This window comes from Pseudomonas serbica, from assembly GCF_028823535.1.
Lineage (GTDB): Bacteria > Pseudomonadota > Gammaproteobacteria > Pseudomonadales > Pseudomonadaceae > Aquipseudomonas > Aquipseudomonas serbica.
In genome coordinates this window covers 229,575-248,993 of sequence record NZ_JAQIYM010000002.1, presented here as the reverse complement: position 1 = coordinate 248,993, position 19,419 = coordinate 229,575, and the positions used below count along the sequence as shown (strand labels likewise).

The window sequence follows — 19,419 nt, the reverse complement described above, 5'->3', positions numbered from 1 at the left end:
CTCGGCGTCTCGGACCGGCAAACTGCCGACTGGACTACCGCTCCGCTGCCAGGTCAGGCATGACCCCGACCCGGATAGGCAAAAACCTGAATGGAACTTAGTTGACAGCTTCTTTCAGTGCTTTACCGGCTTTGAAACCTGGTTTTTTGGCAGCTGCGATTTCCAGCGTCTTGCCGGTCTGTGGGTTACGACCGATGCGAGCTGGACGATCAGTTACGGAGAAAGTACCGAAACCAACCAGAACCACGGAGTCGCCGGCCTTGAGAGCGCCAGTGACGGATTCGATTACAGCGTCCAGCGCACGGCCAGCAGCAGCTTTCGGGATATCAGCGGATGCAGCGATAGCATCAATCAGTTCCGACTTGTTCACTCTAAGTCCCCTTATATCTATTTGAGTATGATTCTAAGTTTTTTTGGTGAAAGCAAAAACGAGTGCTGAATGGCCTACAGACACTTAAGAGCCGCTTTATAACAAGGGCTCTAAAAAGCTGTCAAGGAAGCCCCCCAGGCAAATACGTACTAATGCGTGCTAATTCTTTCCTTAGAATCTGCGTCACGTTTCTCATCCTTCGCGACTATCTCCGGAGCCACATCCGGTAAGGGCTCCGGGGCGTATTGCAGCGCAATTTGCAGGACCTCGTCAATCCATTTAACTGGTTTAATCTGAAGATCTTGCTTGATATTGTCCGGAATTTCCTTCAAATCGCGAACATTCTCTTCAGGAATGATCACGGTCTTGATTCCGCCACGATGCGCAGCAAGCAGTTTTTCCTTCAAGCCACCAATCGCCAATACCTGGCCACGCAGGGTAATTTCACCCGTCATGGCGACATCCGCACGCACAGGGATGCCGGTCAATGCCGAGACCAATGCCGTGCACATGCCCACGCCAGCGCTAGGGCCGTCCTTGGGGGTCGCCCCTTCCGGCATGTGGATGTGCGTGTCGCGCTTCTCGTGGAAGTCCAGGGGAATGCCCAGGCTCTTCGCCCGGCTGCGCACAACGGTCAGGGCCGCGGTGATCGATTCGACCATCACGTCACCCAGGGAACCGGTCTTGATCAACTGGCCTTTGCCCGGAACGACAGCGGCTTCGATGGTCAGCAATTCACCGCCCACCTGGGTCCACGCCAAGCCGGTTACCTGACCGATCTGGTCCTGTTGCTCTGCCAGGCCGTAGCGGAATTTACGCACGCCCAGGAAGTGTTCCAGATCGTCCGCAGTGACCTTGACGGAGAAGCGTTTTTCCAGCGCATGCTCTTTGACCGCCTTGCGGCAAACCTTGGCAATCTGGCGCTCCAGGCCCCGTACACCGGCTTCGCGTGTGTAATAGCGGATGATATCGCGGATCGCTTCGGCGTCGAATTCCAGCTCGCCTTTCTTCAGGCCGTTGGCCGTGATCTGCTTGGGCGAGAGGTACTTGACGGCGATGTTGATCTTCTCGTCTTCGGTGTAGCCGGGCAGACGAATCACTTCCATCCGGTCCAGCAGTGCCGGTGGAATGTTCATGGAGTTGGAGGTGCACAGGAACATCACATCTGACAGGTCGTAATCGACTTCCAGATAGTGATCGTTGAAGTTGTGGTTTTGCTCGGGATCGAGCACCTCCAGCAACGCCGACGCTGGATCGCCACGCATGTCGCTGCCCATCTTGTCGATTTCATCGAGCAGGAACAGCGGGTTGCGCACACCCACTTTTGTCATTTTTTGAATCAATCTTCCTGGCATCGAACCGATATAAGTACGGCGATGACCACGAATTTCCGCTTCATCGCGCACGCCACCGAGGGCCATTCGCACGAATTTACGGTTGGTGGCGTGTGCAATGGACTCCGCCAGCGAGGTTTTACCCACCCCTGGAGGACCTACCAGGCACAAGACCGGACCACGAATCTTCTTCACGCGCTTCTGCACGGCGAGGTATTCGAGAATGCGTTCCTTGACCTCTTCGAGGCCATAGTGATCGGCGTCGAGAATGTCTTCTGCGCGGGCCAGATCAAGGCGTACCTTGCTCTGGGCCTTCCACGGCACCTGGACCAGCCAGTCGATGTAGGAACGAACCACTGTCGCTTCGGCAGACATCGGCGACATCTGCTTGAGCTTGTTCAGCTCGGCAGTGGCCTTGGCGAGCGCGTCTTTCGGCAGGCCGGCGGCATCGATGCGCTTTTTCAGCTCTTCGACTTCGTTATGCCCTTCGTCGCTGTCACCGAGTTCTTTCTGAATGGCCTTCATCTGCTCATTCAGGTAGTACTCGCGCTGACTGCGCTCCATTTGCTTTTTGACACGACCGCGAATGCGCTTTTCGACCTGCAGCAGATCGATCTCGGCATCCAGCAGGGCCAGGACGTGCTCAACACGGGCCGACAGGTCGATGATTTCGAGAATTTCCTGCTTCTGCTCGATTTTCAGCGCCATGTGCGCGGCCATGGTGTCGACCAGGCGACCTGGTTCGTCGATGCTGTTGAGCGACGACAGGACCTCAGCCGGGACTTTCTTGCCCAACTGCACATATTGTTCGAACTGCGACAGCAGGCTGCGAACGAACACTTCCGACTCGCGCTCCGGCGCGTCGACCTCGTCGATCAACGACACTTCGGCACGGCAGTGGCCGTCCACTTCGCTGAAGCGCTCCACGGCGCCGCGCTGCTCGCCTTCGACCAGAACCTTGACCGTGCCGTCAGGCAGCTTGAGCAGCTGCAGAACGGTCGCAATCGTACCTACACGGTAAAGTGCGTCTTCGCCGGGATCGTCGTCTGCAGGGTTTCTCTGGGCCAGCAGAAGGATCTGCTTGTCGCCCGTCATCGCGGCCTCGAGGGCTTCGATGGATTTCTCGCGCCCCACGAACAGCGGGATAACCATGTGCGGATAAACCACGACATCACGCAATGGCAGGAGAGGCAATTCGATGGTTGTCTTCATGATTTCGCCTCTACGGCGGCCATAAGGCCGGAAACAGATGGATGTAAGCTTGAAACCAAGATGGGGGCTGCCTTCAAAAAAAACAAGCACTAAGACAGTGTTAAAAAGCGCAAAAAGCAAAGGGGCCCGAAGGCCCCTTCTTTGTACCGGCGGCGTGACGCTTAGGCGTCTGGCGCGGCCTTGGCAGCAGGCTCACTGTTTTCGTAGATATACAGTGGCTTGGACTTGCCTTCTATAACGCTTTCATCGATCACTACTTTACTCACCTCGGACTGCGAGGGGATTTCATACATAGTGTCGAGCAACACACCTTCAAGAATCGACCGCAGTCCACGAGCGCCGGTCTTGCGTTCCAGCGCGCGTTTTGCGACCGATTTCAGTGCGTCGGCCCGGAATTCCAGGTCCACGCCTTCCATCTCGAACAGCTTGGCGTATTGCTTGGTGAGCGCATTTTTCGGCTCGGTGAGGATCTGCATCAGCGCAGCCTCATCAAGCTCGTCCAGCGTGGCCAGGACCGGCAGACGTCCGACGAATTCCGGGATCAGACCGAACTTGACCAGATCGTCAGGCTCGACTTCACGCAGGGATTCACCGACTTTCTTGCCTTCTTCCTTGCTGCGCACTTCCGCGCCGAAACCGATGCCGCCCTTGGTGGAACGGTTTTGAATAACCTTTTCCAGACCGGAGAACGCACCACCGCAGATGAACAGGATGTTACGGGTGTCGACCTGAAGGAATTCCTGCTGCGGATGCTTGCGACCACCTTGAGGAGGAACGCTAGCGACCGTGCCTTCGATCAGTTTGAGCAAGGCCTGCTGCACGCCTTCACCGGAAACGTCCCGGGTGATCGACGGGTTGTCGGATTTACGCGAGATCTTGTCGATCTCATCGATGTAGACAATGCCCATCTGGGCCTTTTCCACGTCGTAATCGCACTTCTGCAACAGCTTCTGAATGATGTTCTCGACATCTTCACCCACGTAACCCGCCTCGGTGAGGGTGGTTGCGTCGGCAATCGTGAACGGAACGTTCAGCAAGCGCGCCAATGTTTCGGCAAGCAGGGTTTTACCCGAGCCTGTCGGGCCGATCAGCAAGATGTTGCTCTTGCCGAGTTCGACATCGTCGCTCTTTTTGTCACGCTGGTTAAGACGCTTGTAGTGGTTGTACACCGCTACGGCCAGAACCTTTTTCGCACGCTCCTGACCAATCACATACTGATCAAGGATGCCGCTGATTTCTTTGGGCGAAGGCAATTTATGCGCGCTGCTCTCGGCCTGGGCTTCCTGCACCTCCTCACGGATGATGTCATTGCACAGGTCGACGCACTCGTCGCAGATAAAGACCGAGGGGCCGGCAATCAATTTGCGTACTTCATGCTGGCTTTTGCCACAGAAGGAGCAATAGAGCAGCTTGCCGTTGTCCTCGCCGTTGCGGGTGTCAGTCATTCGTTCGATCCAAATCCGATAGGCTTGCAACACAAGATGAAGGCTATTGCGGGCTTTTTCAAGCCCGCTGGTGATCGGACCCGCCGACCACCCCTATTTTGAGCTGCTTATTTTACGCGGGGCGTTGGTTGATCACTTCGTCGATCAAGCCATATTCCTTCGCAGCTTCTGCACTCATGAAGTTGTCGCGGTTGGTATCGCGCTCGATTTCTTCAAGGGTACGGCCGCTGTGCTTGGCCATCAGCGTGTTGAGACGCTCGCGAATGAAGAGGATTTCCTTGGCATGGATTTCGATATCCGAAGCCTGGCCCTGGAAACCGCCCAGCGGCTGGTGAATCATCACGCGCGAGTTCGGCAGGCAGAAACGCTTGCCTGGGGCGCCGGCCGTCAGCAAAAACGCGCCCATGCTGCACGCCTGACCAATACAGGTGGTGGACACATTGGGTTTGATGAACTGCATGGTGTCGTAGATCGACATGCCCGCCGTCACCGAACCGCCCGGGGAGTTGATATAGAGATGGATGTCCTTGTCCGGGTTTTCCGCTTCAAGGAACAGCAGTTGCGCACAGATCAGGTTGGCCATGTAGTCCTCTACCGGACCCACCAGAAAGATCACTCGCTCCTTGAGGAGACGCGAGTAGATGTCGTAGGCGCGCTCGCCGCGAGCGGACTGCTCGACAACCATCGGGACCAGGCCGCCTGCGGCCTGGATATCAGAGTTCTGCTGAATATACGAATTACGGAACATGCTCTGCAGTCACTCCCAAATAGTTATGTCTTGAATACGCATAAGCCAGCTCGAGAGCTGGCTTATGGTGTGTGCTTCTTAGCGCAAAAATGATCAGTCGGCTTGTGGAGCTTCTACCGGCTTGACCGCTTCTTCGTAAGAGACCGATTTGTCGGTCACGCTAGCTTTCTGCAGAACAGTATCCACAACTTGCTCTTCCAGCACAACAGAACGAACTTCGTTCAGTTGCTGGTCGTTCTTGTAGTACCAGGACACAACTTGCTCAGGTTCCTGGTAGGCCGAAGCCATTTCCTGAATCATCTCGCGAACGCGGGCTTCGTCAGGCTTCAGGTCGAATTGCTTGACCACTTCAGCCACGATCAGGCCCAGGACAACACGGCGCTTGGCTTGCTCTTCGAACAGCTCGGCCGGCAGTTGGTCTGGCTTGATGTTGCCGCCAAACTGTTGAACAGCCTGCACGCGCAGACGGTCAACTTCGTTGGACAGCAGGGCCTTTGGCACTTCGATCGGGTTGGTAGCCAGCAGACCGTCCATGACCTGGTTCTTGACCTTGGATTTGATCGCCTGACGCAGTTCGCGCTCCATGTTCTTGCGAACTTCGGTGCGGAAACCGTCGATGCCGCTTTCCTTGATGCCGAATTGAGCGAAGAACTCTTCGTTCAGCTCTGGCAGTTTTGGCTCGGAAACGGTGTTGACGGTCACGGTGAACTCGGCGGTTTTGCCAGCCAGGTCCAGGTTCTGATAGTCCTCAGGGAAGGTCAGGTTCAGAACGCGCTCTTCGCCAGCTTTAGCGCCGACCAGGCCGTCTTCGAAGCCAGGGATCATGCGGCCGGAGCCCAGTACCAGCTGGGTGCCCTTGGCGGAACCGCCAGCGAACACTTCACCGTCGACCTTGCCAACGAAATCAATGTTCAGTTGGTCTTCGTTCTGGGCAGCACGTTCGGCCACTTCGAAACGGGTGTTCTGCTTGCGCAGGATGTCCAGCATCTTGTCCAGGTCGGCATCTGCCACGTCAGCGCTCAGGCGCTCTACGGTGATACCTTCGAAACCGGCAACGGTGAACTCAGGGAACACTTCGAATACGGCTACGTATTCCAGGTCCTTGCCCGCTTCCAGGGACTTTGGCTCGATCGACGGCGAACCCGCCGGGTTCAGCTTCTGCTCAACCACAGCTTCGTAGAAAGAAGACTGGATGACGTCGCCTACCGCTTCCTGGCGAGCTTCAGCGCCGAAACGACGCTTGATTTCGCTCATTGGCACTTTGCCTGGACGGAAGCCAGCAATCTTGGCCTTTTGGGCAGTCTGCTGCAGACGCTTGTTGACCTGAGTCTCGATGCGCTCAGCCGGCACGGTGATGCTCATGCGGCGCTCAAGAGCAGAAGTATTTTCAACAGAAACTTGCATGGATATTCCTCGTTGCACAGACGTTAGCCGGCCGTTTCCGACCCCAGAATCAAGGGCATGCATTCTAGTGGGTCAAACTCAAGAAGTCACCCTACTGAAAACGGGTAAAAACGCAGCAGGCAATTTATAGGTGCGAATGCACGAGTGCACCTCGCCCCGGTGGCAAATACAGCCAATCACGCCAAGGCTCTGCGCCAACCCTTCCTTATATAGAAGAGGTTGCCGATCATCTCCCTGACAGCCGATCTTGCAAGCAAGGCCGGCGGGCAGCACGGCATCATCGCGAAACATAAATACGACGAAACGCCCTGCCCCTGCGACCCAGAACCTGCAGCCGCTGAAATCGCTGAAACAAAAAAAGGCGCCAGACTATTAATCTGGCGCCTTTTCGAAATATGGGGTGGACGATGGGGATCGAACCCACGACAACGGGAGTCACAATCCCGTGCTCTACCAACTGAGCTACGCCCACCATATTGCGTAACAAAGAAGCCAAATCACTTCTTTGTCGAACTCCAACCAAGCCAGGCGGCATGGCTGAAGTCTTGTTTGGTGCGGATGAAGAGACTCGAACTCTTACGCCTCGCGGCGCTGGAACCTAAATCCAGTGTGTCTACCAATTCCACCACATCCGCGGGATGAAGCCTTTAAAGCAAAGGCGCCAGACTGTTAATCTGGCGCCCTTCGAAATATGGGGTGGACGATGGGGATCGAACCCACGACAACGGGAGTCACAATCCCGTGCTCTACCAACTGAGCTACGCCCACCATATCGCGTTACTTGTGCCAAAGCTGCCTAATGGCGCACCCGGCAGGACTCGAACCTGCGACCATCCGCTTAGAAGGCGGATGCTCTATCCAGCTGAGCTACGGGCGCCTTGTTAATCTGTACTCTTGGAGGACTACAAACTAAGTGCTTTTCAGTCTTGCAGAACCGTAATCCCGCTTAACCTTCTCAACCAGTGCTAGGCTGTGCCCGACAAGTGCGACGAATAGTATAGAGCCCCCCGCAGGTCGTCAAATCCTTTTTAAAAAAAATTCATTTAATTAAAGGGGTTAGCGGAATTTGCAGACCAAGCGCCTTTGCCCTCACCGCATGACATGCGAGAATACGCTCTCTTTTTTTCCCCTCTCGATGGTTAATCACGCGCAATGACTGCACAACTTATCGACGGCAAATCGATCGCCGCCAGCCTGCGCCAGCAGATCGCCCAACGCGTCAACGAGCGTCGCCAGCAAGGTCTGCGCACGCCGGGCCTCGCGGTGATCCTGGTCGGCAGCGATCCTGCCTCTCAGGTTTATGTCTCGCACAAGCGTAAAGACTGTGAAGAGGTCGGCTTCCTGTCCCAGGCCTATGACCTGCCTTCCGACACCACTCAACAAGCGCTGGCCGATCTGATCGATCGCCTCAATGACGATCCGGCAATTGACGGCGTACTGCTTCAGCTTCCTCTTCCGGAACATCTGGATGCCTCGAAATTGCTGGAACGCATTCGTCCAGATAAAGACGTCGATGGTTTCCATCCTTATAACGTCGGGCGCCTGGCTCAACGCATCCCGTTGCTGCGCCCCTGCACACCGAAAGGCATCATGACCCTGCTGGAAAGCACCGGCGCCGATCTCTACGGGATGAACGCGGTGGTGGTCGGCGCTTCCAACATCGTCGGACGCCCGATGGCGATGGAACTGTTGCTGGCCGGTTGCACCGTGACCGTCACCCACCGTTTCACCAAGGACCTGGCCGGTCACGTCGGACGCGCCGACCTGGTGGTCGTCGCCGCCGGCAAGCCGGGCCTGGTAAAAGGTGAGTGGATCAAGGAAGGCGCGATCGTGATCGACGTCGGCATCAACCGCCAGGAAGACGGCAAGCTGGTGGGTGACGTGATCTACGAAACCGCCCTGCCCCGTGCCGGCTGGATCACGCCAGTGCCGGGTGGCGTTGGACCGATGACCCGTGCCTGCCTGCTGGAAAACACCCTGTACGCCGCTGAAACCCTGCACAGCTGAGGCTGAAGGCAAAGGTAGTCAGCGACACAAGGAACCCCGCCCATGGCGGGGTTCTTTTTTGCCTGTAGAACAGGATGACCATCCGCCGGAAAATGACGTTTTTTTTATCTTTCGAAGGTCTTTCGCACCGCCCTCGAACAACCATCGACAGTTATTCAGCCATACTCCAGAATGTCGCGCTTTTTGGGAAATAGCCCGTTACAAAACGGCTTATCAACACTTTATTGAGTCTGCCAGCGTGAAAATCCGTCTTTCCATCCTGAGCCTATTTTTTGCAGTTACAGGGACTTTCATCACGCCCATTGCCAACGCTGGCGAAACCACCGCAGCGCCTCGCGATACTTCGCAACTCAAGCTTGCTTCCGGCAGCTCCTTGCTACTGGATATGCAGACCAACAAAGTCATCTTTGCCAGCAATCCGGACGTCGTCGTCCCCATCGCTTCGGTCAGCAAACTGATGACCGGCCTGGTCGTGGTTGAAGCCCGGCAGAACATGGACGAATTCATCAACATCGACATCAGCGACACGCCAGAAATGAAAGGCGTGTACTCCCGGGTAAAACTCAGGAGCGAACTGCCACGCCGGGAAATGCTGCTGATTGCCCTGATGTCCTCGGAAAATCGCGCCGCCGCCAGCCTCGCCCACCACTATCCAGGCGGCTATGCCGCGTTCATTGCTGCGATGAACGCCAAGGCCCGGGCCCTGGGCATGACCAATACGCATTTCGTCGAACCGACCGGTCTGTCCGCGCGAAACGTATCGACTGCGCGTGACCTGAGCAAACTGTTGATCGCCGCGCACAAATACCCGCTGCTGACCGAGCTGAGCACCACCAAAGAGAAAACCGTCACCTTCCGCAAACCCGTCTACAGCCTGGGTTTTCGCAATACCGACCATTTGGTTCGCAAGCCGGACTGGGACATCCAGCTGACCAAGACCGGTTTCACCAACGCAGCTGGGCATTGCCTGGTACTGGTGACCCGGATGAGCAACCGTCCGGTTGCCCTGGTGCTGCTTGACGCTTATGGCAAATATACCCACTTTGCCGATGCCGCGCGTATTCGCAACTGGGTCGAAACCGGCAAGAGCGCCGCCGTGGCTTCCGCCGCCTTGCAGTACAAATCGGACAAGAACCTCAAGCAGCGCCAGAGCGGCGTGTTAGAAGCTTCGAAGTAAGCAGAACCGCTGCAACAGGCAAGAGCCCCGATTATCCGGGGCTTTTTTTTGTCAGTGGTTAATCGTTCGGCAGCGGCATCTGGTCATCATCGGGAATGCCATCGCCTTTGCTTGGGTCGTGCCAGCCCTTCGGATGCTCGGTGGGCACCACCGTGGGCCGCGCCAGTGGATCGCGCATCGGACTGTCCGGATCCATCACCGGGTCCGTGTCCTGCTCGGGCGTGGTCGGTACGGTTTCCGGACGTTTGTCGTTGAAACTCGAATCGGTAGACATGCGCACCTCCATGGGAGCTAGGGCTTGAGATCGCCCAGTGGATCGTAGGGTTTCGCCGGAACCTTGGAATCGTCATCCGGTTTCACATCCCTGGGTGCCTTGGCCGGCCCGATAGGATCGACCGCAGGGTCAGAAAGGTCCGGGGAGTCGGGATCGAACCCCAGCTCATCGCCAGACGAATGCTCGGACGAGTGAGGGCCGTCGGGGGTATTGGAATGGGCCATGGCGCCTCCTGGGGGGCCGGGAAAATCCGCGCCCTTTCATATAAGAGGCTGGCGATGAGCACAGGTGCCCGGCGGGTGACGAACGGGCTTACTGCGCACCCAGCGCTTTCTTCGCCTTGGCGGCAGCCTGTTCCTGGCCTGACTGGGCGAGATCGTTAGCTGCCTTCAGCCAACGTTGCTGATCGACCTGAGCGGGCAACTGGGTCGGGTTCTGGATCAACACCGCCCATCCACCGGCATCCTTGAACGCCGACTCGAACGAGCCGAAGCTCATCATCAAGCGCTGATCCATGCCCGCGCGCAGCAAAACAGTCTGCTTCTGCCGGTTGTAGCCGGTCAGGATCGCGTAACGTGGTTCGGACCACAGCGCCGAGCCTTCGGTGAAGCGCACCATAACCGGGTAGCCGGCCGCGACCTGGGTCAGCAAGGCGGGCAGATTGCTGTCGAGGGGATAGACCACCATGCCGTATTCGCGGGCGAGGTTTTGCATGTTCTGTTGCAATTGGGCTTCGGCGCCCGGCAAACGCAGCGGTTTGTCGAGGAGCCCCGGGGTAATCACGATGCCCTGCTGCGATAGCATGCTCGCCAGGACCTGCGGCCCGCTTTGATTCGCTACGCCCTTGTAGAACCGACCGCTGAGTTCGACCCGTTCCGGCAGGCGCTTGATCTGCGGCGATACGCTCCCCGCGCAGCCCGCCAGACTGGCGACGCACCCCACGATCAGCGCCGCCGATAGAATTCGAGACATTACTCGTACCATCATCACTCTCATGTTCAGTTGCCAGGCAATCGCATTCCCGGCTTGGCCGTCGATCATAGGACGCCGCGCCGCGGCGGTATAGCCTTAACCGGCAGTCGTTTGCATTCGATAGAGCAAACTGGTTGATGACAGGCGACCTTTGGTCAATAGCTTGAAACACGCCAGCGGCTAGACTGTCACTTGAATAGCGTGTGTGCCCGCTGCAGGGCAAAGAGGAGGCCTCGATGAGCCTGGCTATGACAATCGTAATGCTGATTTCCGGCTGGCTGGCGGTAGCCGCCGCCATGCTGTGGGGCGTCCTGCGCATTACCCGCCGGCACCATCACCCTGCCCAGCCGGCCCCCCTGGCTAAAACCGACAAAGGTGCTGCTCAACACGCAAACGCCCACTGAACGAACGCTTTGGGTCATGCATAAAAAAACGGCCGCCTGGACTCCAGGCGGCCGTTTCGTTTCAGCGAGGATCAAGCTTCAGCAGCAACCCGCTTCTGCCTTGCCCGCCGGGACATCATGTTCAACACCTCGATCGCTGCCGAGAACGCCATCGCGGCATAAACGTAGCCCTTCGGTACGTGGGCGCCAAACCCTTCGGCGATCAGCGTCATGCCGATCATGATCAGGAAGCCCAGGGCCAACATCACGACCGTCGGGTTGTCATTGATGAACTTGGCCAGGGGATCCGCCGCCAGCAACATCACCAGCACCGACACCACCACGGCAATGATCATGATCGGCAAATGTTCGGTCATGCCGACAGCAGTAATGATGCTGTCGATGGAGAACACCATGTCCAGCATCAGGATCTGGCCGATCGCCGCGGCAAAGCCCAGGGTCACGGTCGAAGTCGCCGACTTCGGATCTTCCGGCGCCGGATCCATGCTGTGATGGATCTCGGTGGTGGCTTTCCACAACAGGAACAGGCCGCCGGCGACCAGGATCATGTCCTTCCAGGAAAACGCATGGCCAAGAATCTCGATCACCGGCGCCGTCAACTGAACGATGAACGCGATGGTGCTGAGCAAGCCCAAGCGCAGGATCAGCGCCATGCCGATACCGATGCGCCGCGCCTTCTGCCGATGCTGCTCGGGCAGTTTGTTGGTCAGGATCGAAATGAAGATGAGGTTATCGATGCCGAGCACGATTTCCATCACTACCAGGGTGGCCAGGGCGACCCAGGCGGTGGGGCTGGCGGCTAGCTGTAAAAGGTATTCCATGGGTCAGTCCTGACTCGCTGTAAGACGGTTTAGATTTCCTGGGAGGAAGATGCGGATTTTTCCGCCTCTTTTTCCGATGATTCTTTTTTGCTGATCAGTCCGCCGGTGGCATCGCTGAGCGCTTGCTCGGCGGCTTTGTGAGTGTCGTCGATTGCCTGTTTCGCGCTTTCGGCCGCCTTGCCCATCAACTGCTGGGCGCTTTTTTCGGCCTGGTCACAACCGGCCAGAATCAGTAAAGACGTGATCAGCAGTGCCGTCGCTTTAAGCTTCATGTGATTTTCCTCGATATAACAAACGCGGCCGAAACGATGGCCCGTTGATAGCGAGGGATTCTAGGGAAATGAACACTTCAGGAAAATTCGTTTTTTTAGCGGTTATACTTCGGTTTTAACGAACTGTTGATTCCCATGCTCAACTATCGACAATTGCATTACTTCTGGGTGGTGGCCAAGACAGGCAGCATCGTGCGCGCCTGCGAGCAACTGAACCTGACACCCCAAACCATCAGCGGGCAGATATCGCTGCTCGAACAAACCTATGGCATTGAGTTGTTCCGCCGGGTTGGCCGGCAGCTTGAGCTGACGGAGGCCGGGCGGCAAACACTGCCCTACGCCGAGCAAATGTTTCAGTTGGGAGGTGAACTGGAATTGATGTTGCGGGCTCAGCCCAACGAACAACAGATCCTCTTTCGCGTAGGCGTGGCCGACGTGGTGCCCAAGTCCATCGTCTATCGCCTGATCGCGCCGACCATGGAATTGAATGAGCCACTGCGCATCACCTGCCGCGAAGACAAGCTTGAGCGGTTGCTGGCCGACCTGGCCATCCAGCGTCTGGACCTGGTGATATCCGACAGCCCGATGCCCTCGCACCTGGACATCAAGGGCTATAGCCAGAAACTCGGCGAATGCGGGATCAGTTTCTTTGCCACCGCCGAACTTGCCGCGCGTTACGGCCAGGACTTCCCCCGCAGCCTGCACGGCGCACCCTTGCTGATTCCCGGACCGGAGACCGTGGTGCGTAGCCGTCTGCAACGCTGGTTCGCCGAGCAGCAGATCCAGCCGCAGATCGTCGGTGAATTCGACGACAGCGCCTTGATGCAGGCTTTCGGCCAATCCGGCAGCGGGATTTTCATCGGCCCGAGCGTGATCGCCGACGAAGTGAAACGCCAATACGGCGTGCAAGTGATTGGCCAGACCGACGCGGTGAGCGAGTCGTTCTACGCCATTTCGGTGGAGCGCAAGGTCAAGCACCCTGGCATTGTCGCCATTACCGAAGGTGCCCGACGCGAGTTGTTTACCGAACTGTGAAGCCTCAGGCGCAGATTTCCCGGGGCTTGAACGTCATCAGGGCAATCGCCAGCAGGACCGAGGCGAGGATAAGCGCGGCCGCCGCGAAGCCAAGACCCTGCAGCCCTACGCTGTCGATCACCGAACCGCCGATCATCGCACCCAGGCCAATACCCAGGTTGGCGCCGGCAATGTTCAGCGAAGCGGCGAACGCTGGCGCTTCCGGCGCGGCTTTCATCAAGCGCACGTGACTGACCAGGAACATCGCCGCCTGGGTCACGCCCCAGATGCCCATCGCCGCCGCCAGGCCGAGGGGCGAGTGGATGTTTGGCACCAGGGCCACCAGTCCGGCAATCATCAACGCACAGAACATCATTGACGCCATCAGCGGGTGACGATCCACCGCACGCCCGCCCAGCGAGTTGCCGATCAAGCCGACCGCACCGAAGCCCATCAGGCACCAGCCGACCACGGTGCCGTTGAACCCGGCCAGGCGCTCGAGGATGTCGGCCAGGTAGGTGTAGGCCGTGAACATGCCGCTGAACACCACCACCGACAGCAGCACATGCCCCAGCATCAGCGGGCTGCGCAGGATCTTGAACTGCGAAAGGAAGCTCACTTGATGCTGGTGCAGGTTGGTTTTCGGCAGGTAGATAAACAGCAGCAGCGCCTTGGCAAAGGCAATGACCGCCAGGATGGCGAACGCACTGCGCCAGCCGAATGCGTCGGAAATCAACGTACCCACGGGAATGCCGAACACCGTGGCACAGACAATGCCGAAGCCGATCTTGGCGATGGCGCGGCCGGCGTACTCCGGCCCGACGATGTCCACTGCGGTCTCGCTGGCCAGCGCCCAGAACACCGGCAACCCCAGCGCCGGGATCAACCGGGCAAACGCCATCACCCAGATGTTCGGCGCCAGCGCCGCCAGGGTATTGGCCAGGCCGAACAGGATCAGTACCGAGATAAACAGCTTGCGTCGCTCGAAGCGGGCGAAATACGCCGTGAGGAACGGCCCGAAGGCGGCAACGGTGAAGGCGAACAGGGTAACCAGCAGGCCGGCTTGCGGGATGCTGACGTCCAGATCACGGGCGATGGCCGGCAACAGGCCGACGATGACGAATTCCGTGGTCAGCACCGTGAACCCGGCGGCAGACAACAGAAGAATGGGCAACAGCATGCACAACTCCAGAAAACGACGACGCCAGCGATAGCCCGAAGGCCCACTGGCAGACATGAAAATGAGGATGGCGAATATTAACAGAGTGATAACGGATGCGGTTGCACGAACCTGCATATCGGGTTGAACAGCCGGGCGGCAGTTCGTCACAGGCCTGAAGGATCCTGCCTACGCTGTGATAAAGTCCGCGCCCTGAAAAATGTACACCCAATTGCTCGACAAGACTTGCCCTCCCGGTTTCCCGACTGCAGCCTGCCTCGCTTGTTGCTGCAACCGGGAATCCATGCACTTATAAAAATCCGAGATGCCGTTTTATGACTGCTTCATCCCCTTCTCTCTTGCAACGCCTGAAACGCCTGAGCCTGGTCACGCAAATCGTGATCGGCCTGATTGCCGGTATTGCCCTGGCCTTGATCGCGCCTGAAACTGCCAAGTCCACGGCGTTTATCGGCAAAGTCTTCGTCAGCGCCCTGAAAGCAGTGGCGCCGATCCTCGTGTTCGTGCTGGTCATGGCATCGATCGCCAACCACAAGCACGGCCAGGAAACCCACATCCGGCCGATTCTGTTCCTGTACCTGCTAGGGACTTTCGCCGCCGCCGTGGTCGCTGTGGTTGCCAGCATGATGTTCCCGTCCAGCCTGGTGCTGTCGACCCAGGACGTGGCGGTGACCGCACCGGGCGGTATCGGTGAAGTGCTGCAAAGCCTGCTGCTGAGCGTGGTCGACAACCCGGTCAGCGCACTGATGAACGCCAACTTCATCGGCATCCTGGCGTGGGCCATCGGCATGGGTATCGCCATTCGCCATGCCGGCAATACCACCCGTGAAGTGCTGGGCGACCTGTCCAATGGCGTGACCGTGATCGTGCGGCTGGTGATCAGCTTCGCGCCACTGGGGATCTTTGGCCTGGTGGCCTCGACCCTGGCCACCTCCGGCTTCGGCGCCTTGATCGGCTATGCGCATCTGCTGGCCGTGCTGCTGGGCTGCATGCTGTTCGTCGCGCTGGTGATGAACCCACTCATCGTGTTCTGGAAACTGCGCCGCAATCCGTATCCACTGGTACTGACCTGCCTGCGCGAGAGCGGCATCACCGCGTTCTTCACCCGCAGTTCGGCGGCGAACATTCCGGTCAACCTGGAACTGAGCAAGCGCCTGGGCCTGCACGAAGACACCTACTCGGTGTCGATCCCGCTGGGTGCCACCATCAACATGGCCGGTGCGGCGATCACCATCACCGTGCTGACCCTGGCGGCCGTTCACACCCTGGGCATCGCCGTGGACATTCCGACCGCCATTCTGCTGAGCGTCGTTGCTGCCATCTGCGCCTGTGGCGCTTCGGGCGTGGCCGGTGGTTCGCTGTTGCTGATCCCGCTGGCGTGCAGCCTGTTCGGCATTCCGAGCGAAATCGCCATGCAGGTGGTGGCGGTCGGTTTCATCATCGGCGTGTTGCAGGACTCGGCGGAAACCGCGCTGAATTCGTCCACCGATGTGCTGTTCACCGCGGCGGCTTGCCTGGGTGAAGAAGAAAAAGCAGCACGATTGGCCTAATCCAAATCCCCTGTGGGAGCGAGCCTGCTCGCTCCCACAGGGGGCCGCGGTGAAAATGAAAAATGCGTACATATGAAAAAGCCTCCGCAACCCAAGGCTGCGGAGGCTTTTTTGTACCTGGACGGTTTAGAACGCGCCCATGTAGTCGCGCTTGCCCACTTCCACGCCGTTGTGACGCAGCAGCGCGTAGGCGGTGGTGACGTGGAAGAAGAACTGCGGCAGGCCGTAGGTCAGCAGGTAAGCCTGGCCGGAGAAGCGCTTCTCTTTCGGCGTGCCTGGACGGGTCACGATCTCGATGCCTTCCTTGCCGTTGATCTGTTCAGGGGTGAACTCGCCGATGTAGGCCAACACCTTGGCGATCAGCGCTTGCAACTCGGCGAAGGTGGTTTCGGTGTCGTCGTATTTCGGCAATTCAACTTCAGCCAGGCGGGAAGTAACGCCCTTGGCGAAATCAACGGCGATCTGCACCTGGCGCACCAGCGGGAACATGTCCGGGTACAGGCGCGCTTGCAGGAAAGCGTTCGGGTCGATGTTTTTCTCGGTGGCGTGGGCCTCAGCCTTTTTCAGCACACCGCTCAGGGCGTTGAGCATTTGCTGGAAAACAGGCACGGAAGCGTCGTACAGGGAAATAGTCATGGCAGTCTCATGTGATGACAGGAGGAAAACGTCGGCCGATTATAGCCGTGCGCAGCCCTCCCGGGACCGCTCTTTTTTAACGGCTCCAACGCGGTTCCCTGGGCATGCCCAAGGCACGCTCGGCGATGATGTTGCGCTGGATTTCGTTGCTGCCGCCGTAGAGGGTGTCGGCGCGGCTGAACAGGTACAGCGACTGCAGGCGGGTCAGTTGATAAGGCGCGGCGTCGAGCAATTCCGCCTCGGCGCCGAGCACGTCCATCGCCAACTTGCCGAGGCTGGCATGCCAGGTCGACCAGAACAGCTTGTAGATGGTCGCCTCCTTGCGCAGCGAACCGTCCTGGCTCCCCGAGAGCATGCGCAGCGAGTTGTAGCGCATGATCCGCAGCCCACTCCAGGCCTCGGCCAGGCGTTGGCGCAGGATCGGATCGCGGGCGGCGCCATTGGCCTTGGCGATGGCGATGATTTCGTTGAGTTCGTTCTGGAACTGCATCTGCTGGCCGAGGGTCGACACGCCCCGCTCGAAACCCAGCAGCGCCATGGCGATCTTCCAGCCTTCGCCTGGCGCACCGATGATGTTGGCGGCGTCGGTGCGGGCATCGTCAAAGAACACTTCGTTGAATTCCGAGGTGCCAGTGAGTTGCTCGATGGGCCGTACGGTTATTTCTGCCTGCGCCATGGGCACCAGCAGGAACGACAAACCGCGATGGCCGACGCTGCCCGGTTCGGTGCGAGCGATCACAAAGCACCAGTCCGACTCATGGGCCAGCGAGGTCCAGACTTTCTGGCCGTTGATCACCCAACTGCCGCTGGCTTCGTCCAACGTCGCGCGGGTCTTGACGTTGGCCAGGTCGGAACCGGCGCCCGGCTCGGAATAGCCCTGGCACCAGAAACTCGTGCCACTGACGATCCCCGGCAGAAAACGCTGTTGCTGCTCAAGCGTGCCAAATGCGGCGATGGTCGGCCCGGCGAGGCCTTCGCCGATATGCCCCATACGCCCAGGGCCACCGGCGCGGGCGTATTCTTCGTTGAAGATCACCTGTTGGGTGATCGACAGGCCGCGCCCGCCATGCTGCGGCGCCCAGCCGACGCAGGTCCAGCCGCCTTCGGCGAGCTTGCGCTCCCAGGCTTTGCGCTCTTCGGGAAACATGTGCTCATCGCCCGGGCCACCGCGAAAACGCAGCGGCTCGAATTCCCCGCAGAGGTTGTTGCTCATCCAGTCGGCGACTTCCTGGCGAAAGCGCTCGTCCTGCTCGCTGAAACTGATTTTCATGGCTGCTCTCCGAGGATCACCGAAGCAATGCGCTCGCGATGCCAGGCCGGTAGCCCGAGGAAGCTCTCGCTGGCACGGGCGCGCTTGAAGTAGAGGTGCGGGTCGTATTCCCAGGTGAAACCGACACCGCCGTGCAACTGGATCGATTCGGATGCACAGTGGAAAAAGGTTTCCGAGCACTGCGCCTTGGCCAACGCTGCCGCCAGTGGCAGTTCGGACGCGACCTGCGGATCGCCCTGCGGATCGAGGACTTCCTGGGCCACGCACGCCGCGTAATAGCTGGCGGACCGCGCGCATTCGACTTGCAGCATCATGTCGGCGGCGCGGTGCTTGAGTGCCTGGAAACTGGCAATGGGGCGGCCGAACTGCTGACGCTCCTGCATGTAGGCCACGCTGAGGTCGAGCACCTGCTGCGCGCCGCCGGTCTGCTCGGCTGCCAGGCCGATGCAGGCCAGTTGCAGGACCCGCTCCAGGTGCCGCCAGCCGTTGCCGAGCTCTCCCAGCAGGCAGTCGGCTTCGAGGTACAGGCCCTTGAGTTCGATGCGTGCCTGGCGCCGGGTCTGGTCCATGGTCGCCAGCAGGTGCCGCTCGATACCTGCCCGCACGGCATCAACGGCGAACAGGCTGATGCCCGCTTCGCCGGCCGTTCCGGGCTGCCGTGCGGCAATGATCAACAGGTCGGCGCCGTGCCCATCGAGTACATGCTTGAGGGTGCCGTCGAGGACAAAGCCATCGCCTTCGACCACTACCGTTGCCTGTACATCGTCGGCTGACCAGCCGTTGGCGCTGCTGAAGCCCAGGGTCGCGGTCACGCTGCCGTCGGCGATCGACGGCAGCCAGCGCTGCTTCTGCTCATCATTGGCGGCCAGCAACAGTGCAGGCGTGGCCATGCAGGTGGTGGCGAAAAAAGGCGAGCACAGCAAACGCCGGCCCATTTGCTCCAGCAAGATTGCCAGCTCGACAAAGCCGAGGCCCAAGCCTCCATAGGTTTCGGGAATATGAATGGCCGGCCAGTACATTTCCTGGCACAGACGCTGCCAGAGGGCCTCATCGAACCCCCGTTCGCTGACCATTGCCGCGCGCACGGCGGCCGAATCCGATACATCGGCGAGGAAACCCTCGGCCGACTCGCGGATCATTTCCTGTTCGTCGCTGAATGCAAACTCCATCGCGGCGCCTTCTGCTCGTTTGGCGGGGCGCGCGTGGCGCAACACCCCTTTGAGCATGAAGTTTGGCGCCGCCCGGACGCGACTGAATCGTCAGCCTTGCCTAGTCCGAACGGGCGATGTCAAAGTGCACCTACGCAAGTGAAAAACATGAATCGGCTAAGGA

19 protein-coding genes and 4 tRNA genes are annotated in these 19,419 nt (G+C 58.8%); 5 read left to right on the top strand and 18 right to left on the bottom strand.

Annotated elements, in window-relative coordinates; translation table 11 throughout:
- Positions 1-97: 97 nt before the first annotated feature.
- The 9 genes from NQL71_RS03910 to NQL71_RS03870 form a co-directional block, all read right to left on the bottom strand.
- Entirely contained in the window at positions 98-370 is a 273-nt protein-coding gene (locus tag NQL71_RS03910) for an HU family DNA-binding protein (protein WP_002552737.1), read from the bottom strand.
- Positions 371-519: 149 nt separating this feature from the next.
- A complete protein-coding gene (gene lon, locus NQL71_RS03905) occupies positions 520-2,916 on the bottom strand; it encodes an endopeptidase La (RefSeq protein WP_046817997.1) in 2,397 nt (798 codons plus the stop codon).
- A gap of 161 nt (positions 2,917-3,077) precedes the next feature.
- A complete protein-coding gene (clpX, locus tag NQL71_RS03900; RefSeq protein WP_046817996.1) occupies positions 3,078-4,361 on the bottom strand; it encodes an ATP-dependent Clp protease ATP-binding subunit ClpX in 1,284 nt (427 codons plus the stop codon).
- Between the two features lie 112 nt (positions 4,362-4,473).
- Positions 4,474-5,109 carry an ATP-dependent Clp endopeptidase proteolytic subunit ClpP gene (gene clpP / locus NQL71_RS03895; protein WP_007951559.1) on the bottom strand — a complete coding sequence of 212 codons (636 nt, stop codon included), beginning with the start codon at positions 5,107-5,109 and terminating at the stop codon, positions 4,474-4,476.
- 93 nt (positions 5,110-5,202) lie between these two features.
- Positions 5,203-6,513, bottom strand: coding sequence for a trigger factor (gene tig / locus NQL71_RS03890; protein WP_046817995.1), 1,311 nt, complete (start codon positions 6,511-6,513; stop codon positions 5,203-5,205).
- Between the two features lie 396 nt (positions 6,514-6,909).
- Positions 6,910-6,985, bottom strand: a tRNA-His gene (locus NQL71_RS03885).
- A 78-nt stretch (positions 6,986-7,063) separates the two neighbouring features.
- Positions 7,064-7,148 (bottom strand) — tRNA-Leu (locus NQL71_RS03880).
- A 57-nt stretch (positions 7,149-7,205) separates the two neighbouring features.
- Positions 7,206-7,281, bottom strand: a tRNA-His gene (locus NQL71_RS03875).
- 32 nt (positions 7,282-7,313) lie between these two features.
- A tRNA-Arg gene (locus NQL71_RS03870) sits at positions 7,314-7,390 on the bottom strand.
- A gap of 275 nt (positions 7,391-7,665) precedes the next feature.
- On the opposite strand from NQL71_RS03870, the gene folD reads away from it, so the two are divergent.
- Both folD and pbpG read left to right on the top strand, forming a co-directional pair.
- Complete coding sequence (gene folD / locus NQL71_RS03865) at positions 7,666-8,520, top strand: bifunctional methylenetetrahydrofolate dehydrogenase/methenyltetrahydrofolate cyclohydrolase FolD (protein WP_046817994.1); 855 nt, start codon at positions 7,666-7,668, stop codon at positions 8,518-8,520.
- A gap of 238 nt (positions 8,521-8,758) precedes the next feature.
- Positions 8,759-9,697 carry a D-alanyl-D-alanine endopeptidase gene (gene pbpG / locus NQL71_RS03860; protein WP_046817993.1) on the top strand — a complete coding sequence of 313 codons (939 nt, stop codon included), beginning with the start codon at positions 8,759-8,761 and terminating at the stop codon, positions 9,695-9,697.
- A gap of 58 nt (positions 9,698-9,755) precedes the next feature.
- Here the strand turns inward: pbpG and NQL71_RS03855 are convergent, their stop codons facing one another.
- The 3 genes from NQL71_RS03855 to NQL71_RS03845 form a co-directional block, all read right to left on the bottom strand.
- Positions 9,756-9,971, bottom strand: a complete 216-nt coding sequence (locus NQL71_RS03855) for a hypothetical protein (protein ID WP_046817992.1) — start codon at positions 9,969-9,971, stop codon at positions 9,756-9,758.
- Between the two features lie 17 nt (positions 9,972-9,988).
- Entirely contained in the window at positions 9,989-10,195 is a 207-nt protein-coding gene (locus NQL71_RS03850; RefSeq protein WP_274642287.1) for a DUF6021 family protein, read from the bottom strand.
- A gap of 88 nt (positions 10,196-10,283) precedes the next feature.
- On the bottom strand, positions 10,284-11,012 hold the full coding sequence (locus tag NQL71_RS03845; RefSeq protein WP_077185480.1) for a peptidase C39 family protein: 729 nt from the start codon (positions 11,010-11,012) through the stop codon (positions 10,284-10,286).
- 167 nt (positions 11,013-11,179) lie between these two features.
- Between NQL71_RS03845 and NQL71_RS03840 the strand changes: the two genes are divergently transcribed.
- The gene (locus NQL71_RS03840; protein ID WP_274642286.1) at positions 11,180-11,347 is read left to right on the top strand and encodes a hypothetical protein; all 168 of its coding nucleotides are present in this window, start codon (positions 11,180-11,182) and stop codon (positions 11,345-11,347) included.
- Positions 11,348-11,418: 71 nt separating this feature from the next.
- Here the strand turns inward: NQL71_RS03840 and NQL71_RS03835 are convergent, their stop codons facing one another.
- Both NQL71_RS03835 and NQL71_RS03830 read right to left on the bottom strand, forming a co-directional pair.
- Entirely contained in the window at positions 11,419-12,168 is a 750-nt protein-coding gene (locus tag NQL71_RS03835) for a TerC family protein (protein WP_046817989.1), read from the bottom strand.
- A gap of 29 nt (positions 12,169-12,197) precedes the next feature.
- On the bottom strand, positions 12,198-12,440 hold the full coding sequence (locus NQL71_RS03830) for a hypothetical protein (protein WP_046817988.1): 243 nt from the start codon (positions 12,438-12,440) through the stop codon (positions 12,198-12,200).
- A gap of 135 nt (positions 12,441-12,575) precedes the next feature.
- Between NQL71_RS03830 and nhaR the strand changes: the two genes are divergently transcribed.
- On the top strand, positions 12,576-13,475 hold the full coding sequence (gene nhaR / locus NQL71_RS03825; protein WP_046817987.1) for a transcriptional activator NhaR: 900 nt from the start codon (positions 12,576-12,578) through the stop codon (positions 13,473-13,475).
- A 4-nt stretch (positions 13,476-13,479) separates the two neighbouring features.
- On the opposite strand, the gene NQL71_RS03820 is transcribed toward nhaR, so the two are convergent.
- The gene (locus NQL71_RS03820) at positions 13,480-14,634 is read right to left on the bottom strand and encodes an MFS transporter (protein WP_046817986.1); all 1,155 of its coding nucleotides are present in this window, start codon (positions 14,632-14,634) and stop codon (positions 13,480-13,482) included.
- Between the two features lie 314 nt (positions 14,635-14,948).
- Between NQL71_RS03820 and sstT the strand changes: the two genes are divergently transcribed.
- Positions 14,949-16,181, top strand: a complete 1,233-nt coding sequence (gene sstT, locus NQL71_RS03815) for a serine/threonine transporter SstT (protein ID WP_046817985.1) — start codon at positions 14,949-14,951, stop codon at positions 16,179-16,181.
- A gap of 126 nt (positions 16,182-16,307) precedes the next feature.
- On the opposite strand, the gene NQL71_RS03810 is transcribed toward sstT, so the two are convergent.
- From NQL71_RS03810 to NQL71_RS03800, 3 genes are all read right to left on the bottom strand, one after another.
- Positions 16,308-16,817 carry a DUF1993 domain-containing protein gene (locus NQL71_RS03810; RefSeq protein WP_046817984.1) on the bottom strand — a complete coding sequence of 170 codons (510 nt, stop codon included), beginning with the start codon at positions 16,815-16,817 and terminating at the stop codon, positions 16,308-16,310.
- A gap of 76 nt (positions 16,818-16,893) precedes the next feature.
- Positions 16,894-18,087 carry an acyl-CoA dehydrogenase family protein gene (locus tag NQL71_RS03805; protein ID WP_274642285.1) on the bottom strand — a complete coding sequence of 398 codons (1,194 nt, stop codon included), beginning with the start codon at positions 18,085-18,087 and terminating at the stop codon, positions 16,894-16,896.
- Entirely contained in the window at positions 18,084-19,256 is a 1,173-nt protein-coding gene (locus NQL71_RS03800) for an acyl-CoA dehydrogenase family protein (protein ID WP_046817982.1), read from the bottom strand. Before NQL71_RS03800 ends, NQL71_RS03805 begins: the two co-directional genes overlap by 4 nt.
- Positions 19,257-19,419: the final 163 nt, after the last annotated feature.

Coding starts and splice junctions, on each gene's coding strand:
- lon (WP_046817997.1), bottom strand. CDS start 2,916: ATGAAGACAACCATCGAATTGCCTCTCCTGCCATTGCGTGATGTCGTG.
- clpX (WP_046817996.1), bottom strand. CDS start 4,361: ATGACTGACACCCGCAACGGCGAGGACAACGGCAAGCTGCTCTATTGC.
- clpP (WP_007951559.1), bottom strand. CDS start 5,109: ATGTTCCGTAATTCGTATATTCAGCAGAACTCTGATATCCAGGCCGCA.
- tig (WP_046817995.1), bottom strand. CDS start 6,513: ATGCAAGTTTCTGTTGAAAATACTTCTGCTCTTGAGCGCCGCATGAGC.
- folD (WP_046817994.1), top strand. CDS start 7,666: ATGACTGCACAACTTATCGACGGCAAATCGATCGCCGCCAGCCTGCGC.
- NQL71_RS03855 (WP_046817992.1), bottom strand. CDS start 9,971: ATGTCTACCGATTCGAGTTTCAACGACAAACGTCCGGAAACCGTACCG.
- NQL71_RS03850 (WP_274642287.1), bottom strand. CDS start 10,195: ATGGCCCATTCCAATACCCCCGACGGCCCTCACTCGTCCGAGCATTCG.
- NQL71_RS03845 (WP_077185480.1), bottom strand. CDS start 11,012: ATGATCGACGGCCAAGCCGGGAATGCGATTGCCTGGCAACTGAACATG.
- NQL71_RS03840 (WP_274642286.1), top strand. CDS start 11,180: ATGAGCCTGGCTATGACAATCGTAATGCTGATTTCCGGCTGGCTGGCG.
- NQL71_RS03835 (WP_046817989.1), bottom strand. CDS start 12,168: ATGGAATACCTTTTACAGCTAGCCGCCAGCCCCACCGCCTGGGTCGCC.
- NQL71_RS03830 (WP_046817988.1), bottom strand. CDS start 12,440: ATGAAGCTTAAAGCGACGGCACTGCTGATCACGTCTTTACTGATTCTG.
- nhaR (WP_046817987.1), top strand. CDS start 12,576: ATGCTCAACTATCGACAATTGCATTACTTCTGGGTGGTGGCCAAGACA.
- NQL71_RS03820 (WP_046817986.1), bottom strand. CDS start 14,634: ATGCTGTTGCCCATTCTTCTGTTGTCTGCCGCCGGGTTCACGGTGCTG.
- sstT (WP_046817985.1), top strand. CDS start 14,949: ATGACTGCTTCATCCCCTTCTCTCTTGCAACGCCTGAAACGCCTGAGC.
- NQL71_RS03810 (WP_046817984.1), bottom strand. CDS start 16,817: ATGACTATTTCCCTGTACGACGCTTCCGTGCCTGTTTTCCAGCAAATG.
- NQL71_RS03805 (WP_274642285.1), bottom strand. CDS start 18,087: ATGAAAATCAGTTTCAGCGAGCAGGACGAGCGCTTTCGCCAGGAAGTC.
- NQL71_RS03800 (WP_046817982.1), bottom strand. CDS start 19,256: ATGGAGTTTGCATTCAGCGACGAACAGGAAATGATCCGCGAGTCGGCC.